The following is a 13670-nucleotide window of genomic DNA, read 5'->3' on the forward strand; positions in this document are numbered from 1 at the left end:
TTAGGGGAATGAGGTGTCATCCTGAAAAGCTCTCTCCGCGTTTTAGATTTCCTGTTATCCAGGCGGCCAGGACATCCTGCGCCCTCCCAGAAGATGTAAGTGAATGTGGAACACCGCCTGACCAGCATCGGCATTGCAGTTAAAGACCGTCCGGTATCCTGTTTCGGCTATTCCGAGATCCACCGCAATCTTTTTAGCGGCCAAAGTAACTTTACCCACCAGAGCGTGATCATTTTCGGCCAGGTCGTTCAGCGTGGCAATATGTCTCTTCGGCACTATCAGCACATGGTGCGGCGCCTGAGGATTAATATCCTTGAATGCGAATACATCTTCGTCCTGATGGACGATATCAGCGGCGATTTCACCATCAATCATCTTGCAGAAAAGACAGTCATCCACCATGGTCGCTTCACCCTGTAAAACAGTGATCTACGATCGTCAGAGCCGAGAGTGCGGCTGTCTCCGATCTCAGCCTTCTCTTACCAAGAGAGACAGCCTCCAACCCGAGCTGTAAAACGGGCTGGAGTTCTTCATTTTCAAAGCCGCCTTCGGGACCTACCGCTAACCAGACATCGGAAGTGCTGTCCGGTAAATTCCTTAACCAGTCTACCATCGGTTTTGCGGCGTCTGAATTGTGAAGCAGCGCCCCACAGCCGGCTTTCATTTTCTGGCACCATTCGCTAAGAGAGGCCGGTTCATTGATCTCTGGCACACGGCCGCGACCGCACTGTTTAGCGGCACTCCTGGCAACGTTTGTTAACCTGTTCCTGTTTACGCCCTTCTTCACGTTTCGCTTTAAAATTAGAGGGGTAACGGAAGCGACACCGAGTTCCGTCCCCTTTTCAGACACCAGATCCAGTCTGGCGCCTTTCAGAATTGCGATCCCTAAGTGAATGTTTACTGTCGGCTCATGATAGCCTTGAATCATATCGAGAATCGGACCACGAATGGCACCTTCGCTGATGCTGTCTACGGCCGCCCGGTAAGCTTTACCCCGGGTATCGATGAGATAGACTTCATCTCCTACACCGATGCGGGCAACGTTGCTGAGATGGTGAGCCTCATCACCGTTAAGATGGAAACGACCGTCCTCGATCTGATTGTCTGAAAGTATGAAGTGATGGCGCTCAGCCATTCTTAATTCAGTTTCCTGCCCATCATTATTTTAAAGAGAGTACCACTGTATTCATTCTTGCCATCTACATCCTTGCCCATGGGCAGAAAATCATATCCAAGGGCAATACTCACAAACTGTTTTGTCTGAATCTGAAAGTCAGCACCGATGCCGAGAAAAGCTCCGCCATGAAAAGATGACTTCATTTCCCGGATCTGCTGGGAAAAGCCGACATTTTCCGGTGAATCCAGAATACCCAGCGGGCCGGCTAGGACGACAGCAAATGGACTGAAATTATTGGCTATCTGACCAATGAAAGGGTGGAACTTTAATCCTATAAAGAGCGGCACCAGCACCAGGTTTACTTCGCCAACCTTGCGGGTATAGCCTGTATAGGGATCGTATACAGGCATTTCCGTCTCCCCTGTTATGCTGAGGAGTTTAAACTGGCTGAAAAACTGGAGATTCCTTGCTAAAACCCTGGTGTAAAAGACACCTATACCAGTGCCATGGCTTTCAGTCTCCAGGGAAAAGCCGAAAGTATTACCCGACAGGCTATAACCGGGATCGAGGGCCGACTGCGCACTCCCCAAATGAACCGCCGTAAAGAAAATCAGGGAGATGAAATATCTCCGAGGTCTCAGTTGCAGCATCACGTCAGAGAATTTACCACTTTCCGTCGAGGGAGCAAAAAGTTTTAGACAGTTACGAACAAAATAGCCGAGCCTGTCCAAAACGATTATTTTACAGCAGATAACCCGCCATAAATGACGGGAAAATACTATTAGCCGGCTTGCTCCCCCTGCCATCCACTCATCTGGACTTATCGAGCAGACAAGCTTTGGATTGTCTGCCCAGAATCCTCACACCTTTCTTTCTCGCAATCACTATTGGGGATTGCTATTAGATCAAGTGTAAAAGTCTGTCCAAGATGAATGTTGTACGCGGAAGTATGTAAATAATTATCAGCATATTGCGTTTCCACGGTTATCACGGTATCCCTCCCTTTAAGTAAGCCTTTCTGTCATCGAGAAATTATAGTAGATTTAACCTGCCCCAATCTAAGACGTCTAAAAATCAATAAGAGAAAGGGAAAAAAGATGAAACGGCAATTTGTAACCTCCTTACTTGTAACAGTAGTCGCGATCTTCCTCTCCGGTTGCGATAACCCTTTTGCGCAAAGCGATGAAGTTCAGTTCGATTCGCCTGATCTGGAAATGTTTTCCAGTGAACTGGAAAATGATCTAAACCTCTCTAAGAAGAGCACCAATAATCTCCGTTCTGCTCTGGGCAGGCACGGCATGGGTGGTGAAGTCGACAGGGATCCCGGTTTCCTCTGGAAGCTGGCCGCTGAGCTTCAACAGACACTGACTGAAGAAGAGAAAAATAATATCTTCACCAAGCTTGAAGAAGTGAAAGAAAAGGGTAAAGATAGAGGAAAAGACGCTGACAAAGGCCGGGGCGAAAAAGATGGGGGCGCCCTAAGGGTTATCTACTCAGTTCTCACGGAAGACCAGAGGGCTGAATTCGACGCCATCATGGAAGAATTCAGAGCTAACATGGGGGCCCTCAAGGCCAGCATCAGATCCGGTGAGATGACCCGTGAAGAAGCGGAAACGGAAATTGAATCACTGGAAGAAGCTATGAAGGCCACCATCGATGCCCTGTTAACCGATGACCAGAAAGCTCAGCTGGAACAGATGAAGGCGGACCACAAAGCCGAGATGGAAGCCTATATGGAAGCCATCCGCCAGGCAAAGATCGAAGCTCTCGCACTTACCGGTGATCAGATTGCCGCCATTGAGGCTGCAAAGACCGAAATGGAAGCTGCAATGGAAGCTTTAAAGGCGCAGGTGGAATCCGGCGAGATGACAAAAGAAGAAGCCCGTGAAGCAGCCAAAGTCATCTACGAGGCCAATAAAGCTGCGATGGAAGAGATTCTAACCGCCACACAGATGGAGATTGTAAAGATTCACCGCTACCTGGAAATGAAATGGCACCAGCGGCAGAAAAACGGTGACCGGGACGATAACGGTAGTCGAAACAAACCTTAACTTCATTCTTCTAAACGACATAAAAAAGGGCGATTCGATCGCCTTTTTTTATACTCAAACATGCTTAATAAGTATCGGCTGGATAATTAAGATTCTTTATTTGTTGAGTTTTTGCAGCCGTTTTTCTGCCTTCGCAGCGTTTTTTGTGTCGGGGAATTCGTCAACAATCAGACTAAGAACGTCAACAGCCTTGTCTCTCATTTTCAGTTTCTTCTCATAAATTACGGCACATTTCTCCAGGCCCGACAATGCGCCATCTGTCCCGGGATATTTATCATGTATAACCATATACTGATCAACGGCTTTTGCGTATTCCTTACTTTTTTCGTACAATTCCCCCGCACGCTGGAGCGCTTCTGTGGCCTGGGCTGTGCTGTCCGGATACTCAGAAGCGACCCTGTTATAAGTGGTAATCGCCTCTTCCCTCTGCTTCAGTTTTCCGGCCTGAATTTCGCCGATACGGAGTAAGCTGGGGATAGCATGGATAGATGAGGAATACTGCGTAACCAGCTTCTCATATTCTTCGATAGCATTGGCCCAGTCCTTAAAATTTTTATCAGCAATTGTGGCGATGCGATATTGGGCATTCGACACAAGACTATCTTCCGGGAATTGCTGCAGGAATTGGCGAAAGGTGGTGACGGCGGCTTCAAATTCGCCGAATTGCTCCTGTTGAAGCGTACCGGTCTGGTATAACGCTGCCGCCAAATCCGGACTGGTTGGGTAGAGACTCATCAACTTCTCATAGATCATCAGGGCTGTATGATGAGCGTTACTGACCAACTCCTCTTCAGCCAACCACATAAGTACAGCGCTGGCATGGGGTAAATCAGAATAGAGAGCAAGGAATTCCCACGCCTCTCGTATAAAAATCGATGAAAGCCTTGAATCATTGAGTGAATGAACGGTTGACAGGAACTCAGCATAGCTGTCGTGGATTTCCTCTGATTCCGGTGATTCCTGTAACATTGATAGGAGCTTATCCCGATTGGATTGGTAGTAATCTTCCTTTTGTACGAATTGAGAACTATTTTCTATCACCGGCCCTCTTAGGGGAGAATCTGGATAGAGGCAGACAAACTTTAACAGCCCCACCTGCACTTCATCCCACTTTTTCTGGCCAATGTAGGATTCAATCATATAACTCTGTACATAGTCAGAATGAGCATCGGGGAAATAGATATTGAGATATGATTTGTATTCGTCAATCTTATAACTCGAAAGGTCTCTTGAAGAGCGCACCAAGCGACCTAAAAGTTTTCCGGATTTTTTCTGCTGTTCACTATTCAGTGCTTTGAGAAAATCAAAATAAGCTTCTTCAATGGATCCGGCTTCAGATGCAGGCGCTGATTGAGATTCACTTACCTGCGTGGCTGGATGAAGGGATTCCACCTGCGGTGACGGTTCACCCTCGACAGCATTATTTTCCATCTGTCCAATTTCAATAGAGTCCTGAGCAGAATTGAACATCGGTATTGCGGGTGTGATTAAAATGGCCAAGATCAGCAAAACAGTGCTTAGATGACTAAAATTCCTAATCATTATAACTTTCTCCCCAATAGTTAACAGTTTCATAAAAAACGGGACGTAGTGTAGAATTTACAATCTGTTCAATCAAACGCAACCAAAAAGGGTAAGTTTATCTCTCATTCAAATGGTGAATCAGATTGAGAAGGTGACGGTGTTTGGAATCCATACAGCCGGCTTTTGATATTAGATATTATCAACGGTATAGTGACGAAAAACCCTCCATTCGGAGGGTTTTTACGTAGCGGGGGTAGGATTCGAACCTACGACCTTTGGGTTATGAGCCCAACGAGCTACCAGACTGCTCCACCCCGCGATCAGTCCGAATTTAACGAAGAATGATGTTACAGGTCAATCTGATTTGTCAATCGGATCAATAATAATATGTGACTATGAGATCGATGTAATTGACTCTCTGAAACCTTCAGGATCTGCGAAATGAGAGGCGAACCGGAACGCCGTTCAGTTCCAGCGCCTGCCGCAACCGGTTCTCCAGGTAGTTCCTGTATGAGACCGGAATCAGATCGGGAAAATTGCCAAAAAAGGCAAAATGCGGCGGCGATACGCTCACCTGCGTCGCATACTTGATTTTAACACTTTTCCCCTTCGTAGCTGGCGGCTGATAGGAATCCGTCGCCTCCCTGACAACCTGGTTAATGATACCTGTCGGTATCCTGTCGCTCCAGCGCTGGTATACACTCTTTACTTCAGGAATTATCTTCGATATTCTCTGATTCGTTTCTGCTGAAATAAAAAGGATCGGATAGTCCTCAAGCGATTTGAAGAGGCGTTTGATCTCCTTCTTGAATGTCTCATGCGTACCGGTCTCCTTTTGAATCAGATCCCATTTGTTCACCAGTAGTATCAGACCTCTCCCCTTATCCATCACTTCGCGCACAATGTGCTGATCCTGCTTACTGAAGCCTCTCATGGCGTCAACCACTACCAGAACAATATGCGACGATTCGATAGCCCTGTGGGTCCTCAGCGTGCTGTAATATTCGATATTCTCGCTTACCTTTGCTTTCTTGCGCAATCCCGCCGTATCCACCAGAATGTACATCTCACCGTGGTATCTCAGCCTGGAATCGATTGCATCACGCGTGGTGCCCGGAATTTCCGTCACGATCGATTTCTCTCTGCCGAGAAGCCGATTCGCGATGGATGATTTTCCCGCGTTGGGCACACCTACAATAGCGATGCGAACGCCCTCTTCCTGCTTATCTTCCTTTAGTTTATCTCCCAGCGACTCTACCACCATATCGAGCAGATCGCCCACCCTTCTACCTCCCAGGGCCGACAGCGTCACAACCGGATCAATCCCGAGTTCGTGGAACTCGTGCTGGAGTAGCTCCTGATCATTATTATCGATCTTGTTGACTACCATAACATGAGGTTTGCCCGACTTCCTCACAAGATCGGCCAGGAATGAATCAGACGTTACAATCCCCTCCCTACCGTCCACTATGAACAGTATATAATCCGCTTCATCGATGGCCAGTTCCACCTGCTGCCTGACAGCCGCATCAATCACATCATCGATCTGAGGAATAAAGCCGCCAGTGTCCACAATAGTGAAGGTATGGCCTGTCCATTCGACTTTGCCGTAGATACGATCACGTGTAATCCCCTCCTGTTCGTCAACGATAGCATGACGGCGCTGGACAAGCCTGTTAAAGAGGGTAGATTTGCCCACGTTGGGACGTCCTACGATTGCTACAACGGGTGTTGCCATGTCTAACTTTTTATGTGGTTACTAATACTACGCTAGATGTGTCCGGTGCCAGAAATCGCTGAAAGAGATGAGCGCCCGAAGGGGATCGAACCCTCATGACGAGCTTGGGAAGCTCGGATGTTACCATTACATCACGGGCGCCTTATGTACAGCGCAAATTTATGGGAAAAATGTACCGTCACAAAGACAACTTCATTGTCAGGATCAGAAGAAAAAACAAAAAAAATTGTAACAAATGCAGGATACTGCTTGCCACTTTTTTCAAGCGAATTTATATTCATGAAGCTACTCGTGGGACTTACCGCCTAATACCGTACGCTTTTGCAGGTTAAGGCTGAACAAAGATTGTAATCGGGAGTTGCAATGGCTAAAGCAATGCAATATGAATTTCCTATCTCTGGGCGCAAAGAGAAACCCTCGGAAGAGATTAGTCAGAGGATTCAAATTGAAGCTCCCGAGAGCAGAGAAAAGACATCACCTACCACAGATTTGCCCGAAGTTCTGGGCGAAGCTACACCACCTCAATACACAGTAGATGAATACTACCTCGGCGACGACCTTGGTAAAGAGGTTTTGCAAAACAAATATCTGGCCCCTTGGGAAAAGGGACCCTATGATATGTGGAAGCGCATCGCCAAAGCGATGGCGTCAGCAGAGGATAATGTAGACGTCTGGTACCAGAGATTTTTCTCCATCCTCGAAGATTTCAGATTTGTCCCCGGCGGCAGAATCATGCACGGCGCCGGGCGCGAAGACATCACCACGACCCTGAACAACTGTTATGTAGTAGCCATTCGGGACGATGCCATAAAGGCCATTTACGAGGCGATCCAGGAGGAAGCTCTAACCTATAAATATGGCGGCGGCTGCGGTCACGACCTATCTGTGTTGCGTCCCGGCGGATCAGCCATTGAAGGCACTGGCGGCGAATCGTGCGGACCTACCGGCTTTATGAATCTGTTCAGCGAAAACACCAATACCATTGCCCAGCACGGCCGGCGCGGCGCCAATATGCAGACCTTGCGTGTAGATCATCCTGATATTGAAAAATTTGTCGCTATTAAGCGCGGCAACAGAGATATGGTGAAATACTCCAACATCTCCGTACTGCTGACGCGTGAATTCATGCAGGCGGTGGAAAAAGACATCGACTTCGACCTCAGATGGGGCGGAAAAGTCTACCACACGGTCAAGGCCTCTGACCTGTGGCAAAAGATTGTGACGTCTGCCCATGAAAGCGCCGAACCGGGTATCATCTTCTGGGACACTATGCGTGACTACCACAACGCTGAGTATTGTAGTCCACTCGTTTCCACAAATCCGTGCGCGGAACAACCTCTGCCGGACGGCGGGTGCTGCAATCTAGGATCTATCAACCTCGAACGCTTCGTGGATAGTGACGGCAAATTCAGACAGGATGAATTCTGTGATACCGCCGCTACCGCCACCCGCTTCATGGATAATGTGGTAGACTATAACATGGACAGGCACGCTCTGAGAGTCCAGAAAGAAAATGCCATGAATGACCGTAGAATCGGTATCGGCTTACTAGGTCTTGGTGATATGCTGGTAAGGATGAAGATCAAATATGACAGCGACGAGGCGCTGAAGATGGCTGAAAATGTTTGCCGACTAATGAGAGATACAGTTTATGAAACGTCGGTAGAGATAGCGCGCGAAAAGGGACCGTTCCCGAATTTCGAACCGAAGGGATTCTCTGAGAGCAAGTTTGTCAAGACACTTCCCGCTTCCACTCAGGAGAAGATAACAAAACACGGTATTCGCAACTCAACCCTTCTGACCGTACCCCCCACCGGTAGTGGCGCCATCGTTGCCAGAGTTTCATCTGGCATTGAACCAGTTTTTCAGACGTCATATTTCCGCCGCGTAAAACAGAATAAGGGATACGGCAACACCTTCAAGGAGTTCAAAGTCTATCACCCAATCGTTGAAAAACTCTTCGGCACGGACGAAAAACTTCCCGACTATATGGTGACGGCACACAAGATTGATCCTTATTTTCGGGTAAAAATGCAGGGGGTGATCCAGCAGTACATTGATTCCTCCATCAGTTCAACCGTAAACCTTCCGGCCGATATTGACAAAGAAACCGTAGCCGACATCTACCTCACCGCCTACAAGGCCGGATTGAAAGGGATCACTGTTTACCGCGAAGGCTCGAGAGAAGGAATTCTGTTAACAGAAGAACAACAGGCAAAACAGCAACAGGAAACTGTACCGCAAGAAAAGCCCGCTAGCGTGGAAATAAAACCTGGTGATAACGAAGTCCCTCAAATGCGGTCAGCAGGTGAGCAGCTTGAACTAAGACCAAGATTCCGCCCAAGTATGACAGAAGGTGTAACTAAAAGAATCAGAACGGGTGAAGGATCTCTCTATATTACTATCAATCATGATGAGCACGGACTCTGCGAAGTATTCACAACCATCGGCAAGGCAGGCGGAAACGCCGCGGCTCAATCCGAAGCTATCAGCCGCCTCATCTCGCTGGCTCTGCGATCGGGAATTGATCCTTATGACGTTGTGAAACAGCTCAAGGGAATCAGCGGGCCCCATCCTACCTGGGAGAACGGACAACTGATCCTCTCCACGCCGGATGCCATCGGGAAAGCGCTGGAAGAATATATCCAAGAAAGCTCCGATGGGAGCGAAAATGCCGATTCCGATTCCCAGGGAGGTACCCTGTTCTCACTGGCTGATGAGAGTGAAACTCCGATAGATACTGCTAACTTCAATCCGAGAACAATGGTGTTGTGCCCTGACTGCGGCAGTACTATCTTCCACGAAGCCGGGTGTGTCACGTGCCCCAGCTGCGGTTTCTCAAAATGTGAATAGACTTCCAAACTGACCGTGGGTGAGTCTTAGCCCTCGAGAGCTGTCTCGAGGGTTTTTTATTCCGAACCTCTTATCGAACGCTCAGCTGATTCCGCTAAAAAAAAGCCCCGAAAACGGGGCTTCAAGCGTAGAGTCGATTCATTGAGATTACTACTCTTCCATGATCTCTTTCTCTTTCATCTGTATCAGCTTATTCAATTCCTCTATATGATTATCAGTGATCTTCTGGATCTCATCGTGCGCAAAATGTCCCTCATCCTCAGACATATCGTGCGACCGCTCCAGTTCACGCATGTGGTTATTGATATCTTTGCGCACATTCCTGACCGCCACGCGCCCTTCTTCAACCAGATTGTGAACCAGTTTCACCAGTTCAAGCCGCCGCTCTTCGGTAAGTGCCGGAATCGGCAAACGGATGACATTGCCGTCGTTGGTGGGGTTAAGTCCCAGATCGGCCGCCTGAATGGCCTTTTCGATATCAAAAATAAAATTCTTATCAAACGGCTGGATCACCAGCAGCCTCGCCTCCTGGGCAGTGATATTGGCGATGGTCTTTAGAGGGGTCGGAGCGCCGTAATACGGTACTTTTACTCCCTCCAGTAGTGCTGGAGAGGCGCGGCCCGTCCTGATCTGAGCCAGTTCCGTCCTACAGTGCTCCACCGCCTGATGCATACGATGCAGCGCATCTTTCTTGAAGTCTTTCAGATTCATGATCCTGTCACCAAAGTTCCTATCTTTTTGCCTTTAAGGATATTCATCAAATTGTCAGTCTGGTTCACATTAAACACGATGATGGGAAGATTATTCTCTTTGCATAGTGTTACCGCCGTCAGATCCATCACTCTCAGACCGTCCTCGATCACTTTCTGGAAACTGAGTTGCTCGTACTTCTCGGCTTGATCATCTTTTTCCGGGTCACCGTCATAGACACCATCCACCTTAGTCCCCTTGAGGACAACATCAGCCTCAATTTCCGTAGCGCGGAGTGCGGCGGCGGTATCGGTGCTAAAATACGGATTTCCAGTCCCACCCGCAATAATGATTACTCGATCCCGCTCCAAGTGTCGAATGGCGCGACGGCGAATATAGGGCTCGGCCAATTGAGCAATGCCGATAGCTGTCAGCGTCCTGGTTTCACACCCCTCTTTTTCCAGCGCATCCTGAAGGGTGATAGCATTCATGATTGTAGCCAGCATGCCGAGATAATCGGCAGAAACACGATCCATCCCCTGGATTTCAGCCATTTCTCCCCGGATGATATTGCCGCCACCAATAACAACACCTACCTGGACACCCATCTCCCGCGCCGACACCACCTGCTGTGCCAGCGCCTTGGCCTTGGATGGATCTACGCCAAAACCCTTCTCGCCAGCAAGGATTTCACCACTCAGCTTGAGTAGTATCCTGCCGTAGAAGGGCTGTGACATTAACTGTTTTTCTGGATTATACTTCGCCGTTCGAGGAGGGACCTTCACCTACCTCGAAGCGGGCAAAACGGGCCACCGCGATATTCTCACCAAGGGCAGCAATATTTTCCTTAATCAAGTTCTGGACTGTCTTTTCGTGATCCTTGATAAATTGCTGCTCCAAGAGGCAGTTCTCCTGGTAAAACTTCTCCAGGCGCCCCTCAACAACCTTGTCCACTACGTTGTCTGGCTTGCCCATAGACTTAGCTTGCTCTCTGTAGATGTCTTTTTCACGATCAACAGTAGTTTCATCAATCTCTTCACGGGTGATAGCCATGGGGCCAGTTGCGGCTACCTGCATGGCAAGATCCTTGACAAGACTGGTAAAACCGTCTGTTTTTGCCACGAAATCTGTTTCGCAGTTCACTTCCACTAAAACTCCGATCCTGTTTCCGGGATGCACATAAGACAACACGACTCCCTGATCGGCCTTTCTGCCAACTTTTTTCTCAGCCTTCGCTATCCCCAGTTTCCTCAGAAGTTCAACAGCCTTATCCATATCGCCTTCAGCATTAACGAGGGCTTCTTTACAGTCCATAATTCCTGCGCCAGTTTTTTCACGCAGGGATCTGACTACTTTTGCATCCACAGTCATTTTTCTTCTTTCGTCTCCTCAGGTTCAACACTTGTTTCCATTTCTTCCTCTTCAGGCTCGGATTTTTCTTCAGCGCCAGCTTCTTCAGCCGCCGGCTCTTCATCTATTTCTGATTCGGCACCGTCCCCGTTTGTAGATATTTCTACACTTTCTTCTTCCGCCGGCTCCTCATCCGTCGCCGCTGCGGCGGATTCACCGTCTTTCAGGTAGGCCATGTTCTTTGCCTCACATATGGTGCGCGATACCTCGCCTACAATCAGTTTGACGGCCCGGATAGAATCGTCATTCGCCGGGATGGCATAGTCGATGCCCGTGGGATCGGTATTGGAATCGACAATAGCCACTACAGGGATATCGAGGTGGCGCGCCTCCTGAAGGGCAATCGTCTCGAGATTCGCATCTACTACAAAGATTGCATTAGGCAGACGCTTCATATCCTTAATTCCGCGGTGAAGATCCTGCAGCCTGATCATCTCCCGCTCCAGGGAGAGAATCTCTTTCTTGGTAGCGTTCTCGTAGAGTGGACTCGACTCCTTTTCAAGAAGCTGGAGTCGTTTAATACTCTTGCGAATGGTGCTGAAATTTGTCAGCGTACCGCCGAGCCATCGCTCCACTACATAAAACATACCGCACTTATCAGCCTCCTGCTGAACAATGTCCTTAGCATTCTTCTTCGTCCCCACGAAGAGGATTTCACCGCCGTTATCAGCCACATCGGAGAGAAAGACGGTTGCTTGCTCAAGTCCTTTCAAAGTTTCTTCGAGATTGATGATGTGAATACTGTTTCTCACCATCAGGATGTAGGGGCGGTAGTTAGGGTGCCATTTGCGCGTCAGATGACCAAAGTGGGCACCAGTACTCAATAAATCATCAAACGTAATATTCATAAATCCTTTATCGTTTGGAGAACTGGAACGCTCTCCTGGCTCCCCGAAGGCCATATTTTTTGCGCTCTTTAACACGCGCATCACGAGTGAGAAAACCGGCCTTTTTCAGGATCGGTCTATGATCTTCACTGATTTCAACCAGAGCCCGGGAGATGCCGTGAAGGACAGCGCCAGCCTGACCGTTGAGACCGCCACCGTTTACATTGGCAGAAATATCATACTTCTTTTCGATTTCCAGCAGCAGTACAGGTTGCGTAACAATTTTCCTCTGTGTCATTCTCCCAAAGTAGTTTTCAAGATCACGACCATTAATAGTGATTTTTCCCTTGCCGGGCGTCATCCGAACGCGGGCGACGGAAGATTTTCTGCGTCCCGTCGCGGCGTAGACTGCTTCAGCTTTTGTCGCCACTGACTATACCTCCAGAACCTTGGGCTGCTGTGCCAGATGTGGATGATCCGTTCCGGCATAAACTTTCAAATGCTTCAGCAACTTGCGACCGAGACGGTTATGAGGCAACATCCCGCGCACGGCCTTCTTAATCACCCTGTCAGGATGACGCTGACGCATGGCGTGAAGGTCGATCTGCTTGGCGCCCCCCGGATAACCTGAATGACTGAAATACTTTTTCGATTTTTCCTTGTCGCCTGAAACACGAACTTTGTCAGCATTCACCACAATGACAAAATCACCCATGTCCATATGCGGTGTAAAGGTAGGTTTATGCTTCCCGCGCAGGATCTGAGCGATCTTCGAGGCGAATCGCCCGAGGGTCTGACCATCAGCATCGGCGATGTACCAATCCTTCTGGATTTCGCCCGCCTTCATCGAATATGTTTTAGTCCTGTTTCTCATTTGTTACAGCATGCCAAATTAGTGAAATTATTGTATTACAGACAAGCAGTTTTCGCTGAGACTCTATAGATAAGAAATAGACAGAAGAAGATCAGAACGGAGGCTCAAAACAGTCACCTATTTGAGGAGAAGCATTTTGCGTGTTTTGGAGAAGGCGGTTCCATCCACCCCCCGAGCTGTCAATTGATAGAAGTAAAGTCCGGCGCTGACAGGCGCTCCCGCATTATCCCTGGCGTCCCACACAATGTTGTGGAAACCGGCATCCGTCATGGCGCTGGAAATCAGATTTCGCACCTGCCGGCCGAGAACGTCATAGACAGTCAGTCCTATCTCTGATTCGTCCGGCAGACCAAACTGGATCTGTGTTGTTGGGTTGAACGGATTGGGATAATTCTGATTCAGGACGAATTCAGCCGGCACCGGCGTAACGTCCATCGTTATTACTCCCTGTCCGGTAACAACTCCATCTTTGCCATATAGCGCAAAAGAAAGAGTTAGTGTGGAAGAGTGTCTCCCATATTCAAGGGGCAGGACAAAATTTCTTTCTCCATCCTCATTGAAGTAAGCGAAATCCATGACGCTTTGC

Annotated in this window: 14 protein-coding genes and 2 tRNA genes; 2 read left to right on the forward strand and 14 right to left on the reverse strand. The window is 48.5% G+C overall.

All coding sequences use genetic code 11. From position 1 onward, the window contains the following. Window positions 1–54: 54 nt before the first annotated feature. Genes QF669_05555 through QF669_05565 form a run of 3 tightly spaced genes read right to left on the reverse strand, consistent with a single transcriptional unit; the run spans window position 55 to window position 1767 of the window. Complete coding sequence (locus QF669_05555) at window positions 55–399, reverse strand: histidine triad nucleotide-binding protein (GenBank protein ID MDP6456901.1); 345 nt, start codon at window positions 397–399, stop codon at window positions 55–57. Window positions 400–409: 10 nt separating this feature from the next. After that, window positions 410–1135, reverse strand: a complete 726-nt coding sequence (locus tag QF669_05560; GenBank protein MDP6456902.1) for an RsmE family RNA methyltransferase — start codon at window positions 1133–1135, stop codon at window positions 410–412. Window positions 1136–1137: 2 nt separating this feature from the next. Further along, window positions 1138–1767 (reverse strand): hypothetical protein, encoded by a 630-nt coding sequence (locus QF669_05565; GenBank protein MDP6456903.1) that lies wholly within the window; start codon window positions 1765–1767, stop codon window positions 1138–1140. 447 nt (window positions 1768–2214) lie between these two features. Here QF669_05565 and QF669_05570 point away from each other — a divergent pair, with 447 nt between their 5' ends. After that, a complete protein-coding gene (locus QF669_05570) occupies window positions 2215–3168 on the forward strand; it encodes a hypothetical protein (protein MDP6456904.1) in 954 nt (317 codons plus the stop codon). Between the two features lie 96 nt (window positions 3169–3264). Here the strand turns inward: QF669_05570 and QF669_05575 are convergent, their stop codons facing one another. The 4 genes from QF669_05575 to QF669_05590 form a co-directional block, all read right to left on the reverse strand. Further along, entirely contained in the window at window positions 3265–4638 is a 1374-nt protein-coding gene (locus tag QF669_05575) for a tetratricopeptide repeat protein (GenBank protein MDP6456905.1), read from the reverse strand. 299 nt (window positions 4639–4937) lie between these two features. Beyond that, window positions 4938–5011, reverse strand: a tRNA-Met gene (locus QF669_05580). Between the two features lie 108 nt (window positions 5012–5119). Continuing rightward, window positions 5120–6430, reverse strand: coding sequence for a ribosome biogenesis GTPase Der (der, locus tag QF669_05585; protein MDP6456906.1), 1311 nt, complete (start codon window positions 6428–6430; stop codon window positions 5120–5122). Window positions 6431–6500: 70 nt separating this feature from the next. After that, a tRNA-Gly gene (locus QF669_05590) sits at window positions 6501–6571 on the reverse strand. 222 nt (window positions 6572–6793) lie between these two features. On the opposite strand from QF669_05590, the gene QF669_05595 reads away from it, so the two are divergent. After that, entirely contained in the window at window positions 6794–9283 is a 2490-nt protein-coding gene (locus tag QF669_05595; protein MDP6456907.1) for an adenosylcobalamin-dependent ribonucleoside-diphosphate reductase, read from the forward strand. A gap of 150 nt (window positions 9284–9433) precedes the next feature. Here the strand turns inward: QF669_05595 and frr are convergent, their stop codons facing one another. The 7 genes from frr to QF669_05630 all read right to left on the reverse strand — a co-directional run. Beyond that, entirely contained in the window at window positions 9434–9988 is a 555-nt protein-coding gene (gene frr, locus QF669_05600) for a ribosome recycling factor (protein ID MDP6456908.1), read from the reverse strand. A gap of 2 nt (window positions 9989–9990) precedes the next feature. After that, entirely contained in the window at window positions 9991–10710 is a 720-nt protein-coding gene (pyrH, locus tag QF669_05605; GenBank protein MDP6456909.1) for a UMP kinase, read from the reverse strand. Window positions 10711–10726: 16 nt separating this feature from the next. Further along, on the reverse strand, window positions 10727–11344 hold the full coding sequence (tsf, locus tag QF669_05610; protein ID MDP6456910.1) for a translation elongation factor Ts: 618 nt from the start codon (window positions 11342–11344) through the stop codon (window positions 10727–10729). Further along, window positions 11341–12231, reverse strand: coding sequence for a 30S ribosomal protein S2 (gene rpsB, locus QF669_05615; GenBank protein ID MDP6456911.1), 891 nt, complete (start codon window positions 12229–12231; stop codon window positions 11341–11343). Before rpsB ends, tsf begins: the two co-directional genes overlap by 4 nt. Window positions 12232–12238: 7 nt before the next feature. Continuing rightward, the gene (gene rpsI, locus QF669_05620) at window positions 12239–12640 is read right to left on the reverse strand and encodes a 30S ribosomal protein S9 (GenBank protein ID MDP6456912.1); all 402 of its coding nucleotides are present in this window, start codon (window positions 12638–12640) and stop codon (window positions 12239–12241) included. A gap of 3 nt (window positions 12641–12643) precedes the next feature. Further along, window positions 12644–13084: a 50S ribosomal protein L13 gene (gene rplM, locus QF669_05625; GenBank protein ID MDP6456913.1), complete on the reverse strand. Its 441-nt coding sequence runs from the start codon at window positions 13082–13084 to the stop codon at window positions 12644–12646. A 117-nt stretch (window positions 13085–13201) separates the two neighbouring features. Continuing rightward, the coding region (locus QF669_05630) for a FlgD immunoglobulin-like domain containing protein (GenBank protein ID MDP6456914.1) at window positions 13202–13670 on the reverse strand (469 nt) is incomplete at its 5' end.

It is taken from the genome of Candidatus Neomarinimicrobiota bacterium (assembly GCA_030743815.1).
Classification (GTDB): Bacteria; Fidelibacterota; Marinisomatia; order Marinisomatales; family S15-B10; genus UBA2146.

Bases quoted from the DNA above. Each gene is read 5' to 3' on its own strand.
- pyrH (MDP6456909.1), bottom strand. From the start codon at position 10,710: ATGTCACAGCCCTTCTACGGCAGGATACTACTCAAGCTGAGTGGTGAA.
- QF669_05595 (MDP6456907.1), top strand. From the start codon at position 6,794: ATGGCTAAAGCAATGCAATATGAATTTCCTATCTCTGGGCGCAAAGAG.
- rpsB (MDP6456911.1), bottom strand. From the start codon at position 12,231: ATGAATATTACGTTTGATGATTTATTGAGTACTGGTGCCCACTTTGGT.
- rplM (MDP6456913.1), bottom strand. From the start codon at position 13,084: ATGAGAAACAGGACTAAAACATATTCGATGAAGGCGGGCGAAATCCAG.
- QF669_05560 (MDP6456902.1), bottom strand. From the start codon at position 1,135: ATGGCTGAGCGCCATCACTTCATACTTTCAGACAATCAGATCGAGGAC.
- tsf (MDP6456910.1), bottom strand. From the start codon at position 11,344: ATGACTGTGGATGCAAAAGTAGTCAGATCCCTGCGTGAAAAAACTGGC.
- QF669_05570 (MDP6456904.1), top strand. From the start codon at position 2,215: ATGAAACGGCAATTTGTAACCTCCTTACTTGTAACAGTAGTCGCGATC.
- QF669_05565 (MDP6456903.1), bottom strand. From the start codon at position 1,767: ATGCTGCAACTGAGACCTCGGAGATATTTCATCTCCCTGATTTTCTTT.
- QF669_05575 (MDP6456905.1), bottom strand. From the start codon at position 4,638: ATGTTCAATTCTGCTCAGGACTCTATTGAAATTGGACAGATGGAAAAT.
- der (MDP6456906.1), bottom strand. From the start codon at position 6,430: ATGGCAACACCCGTTGTAGCAATCGTAGGACGTCCCAACGTGGGCAAA.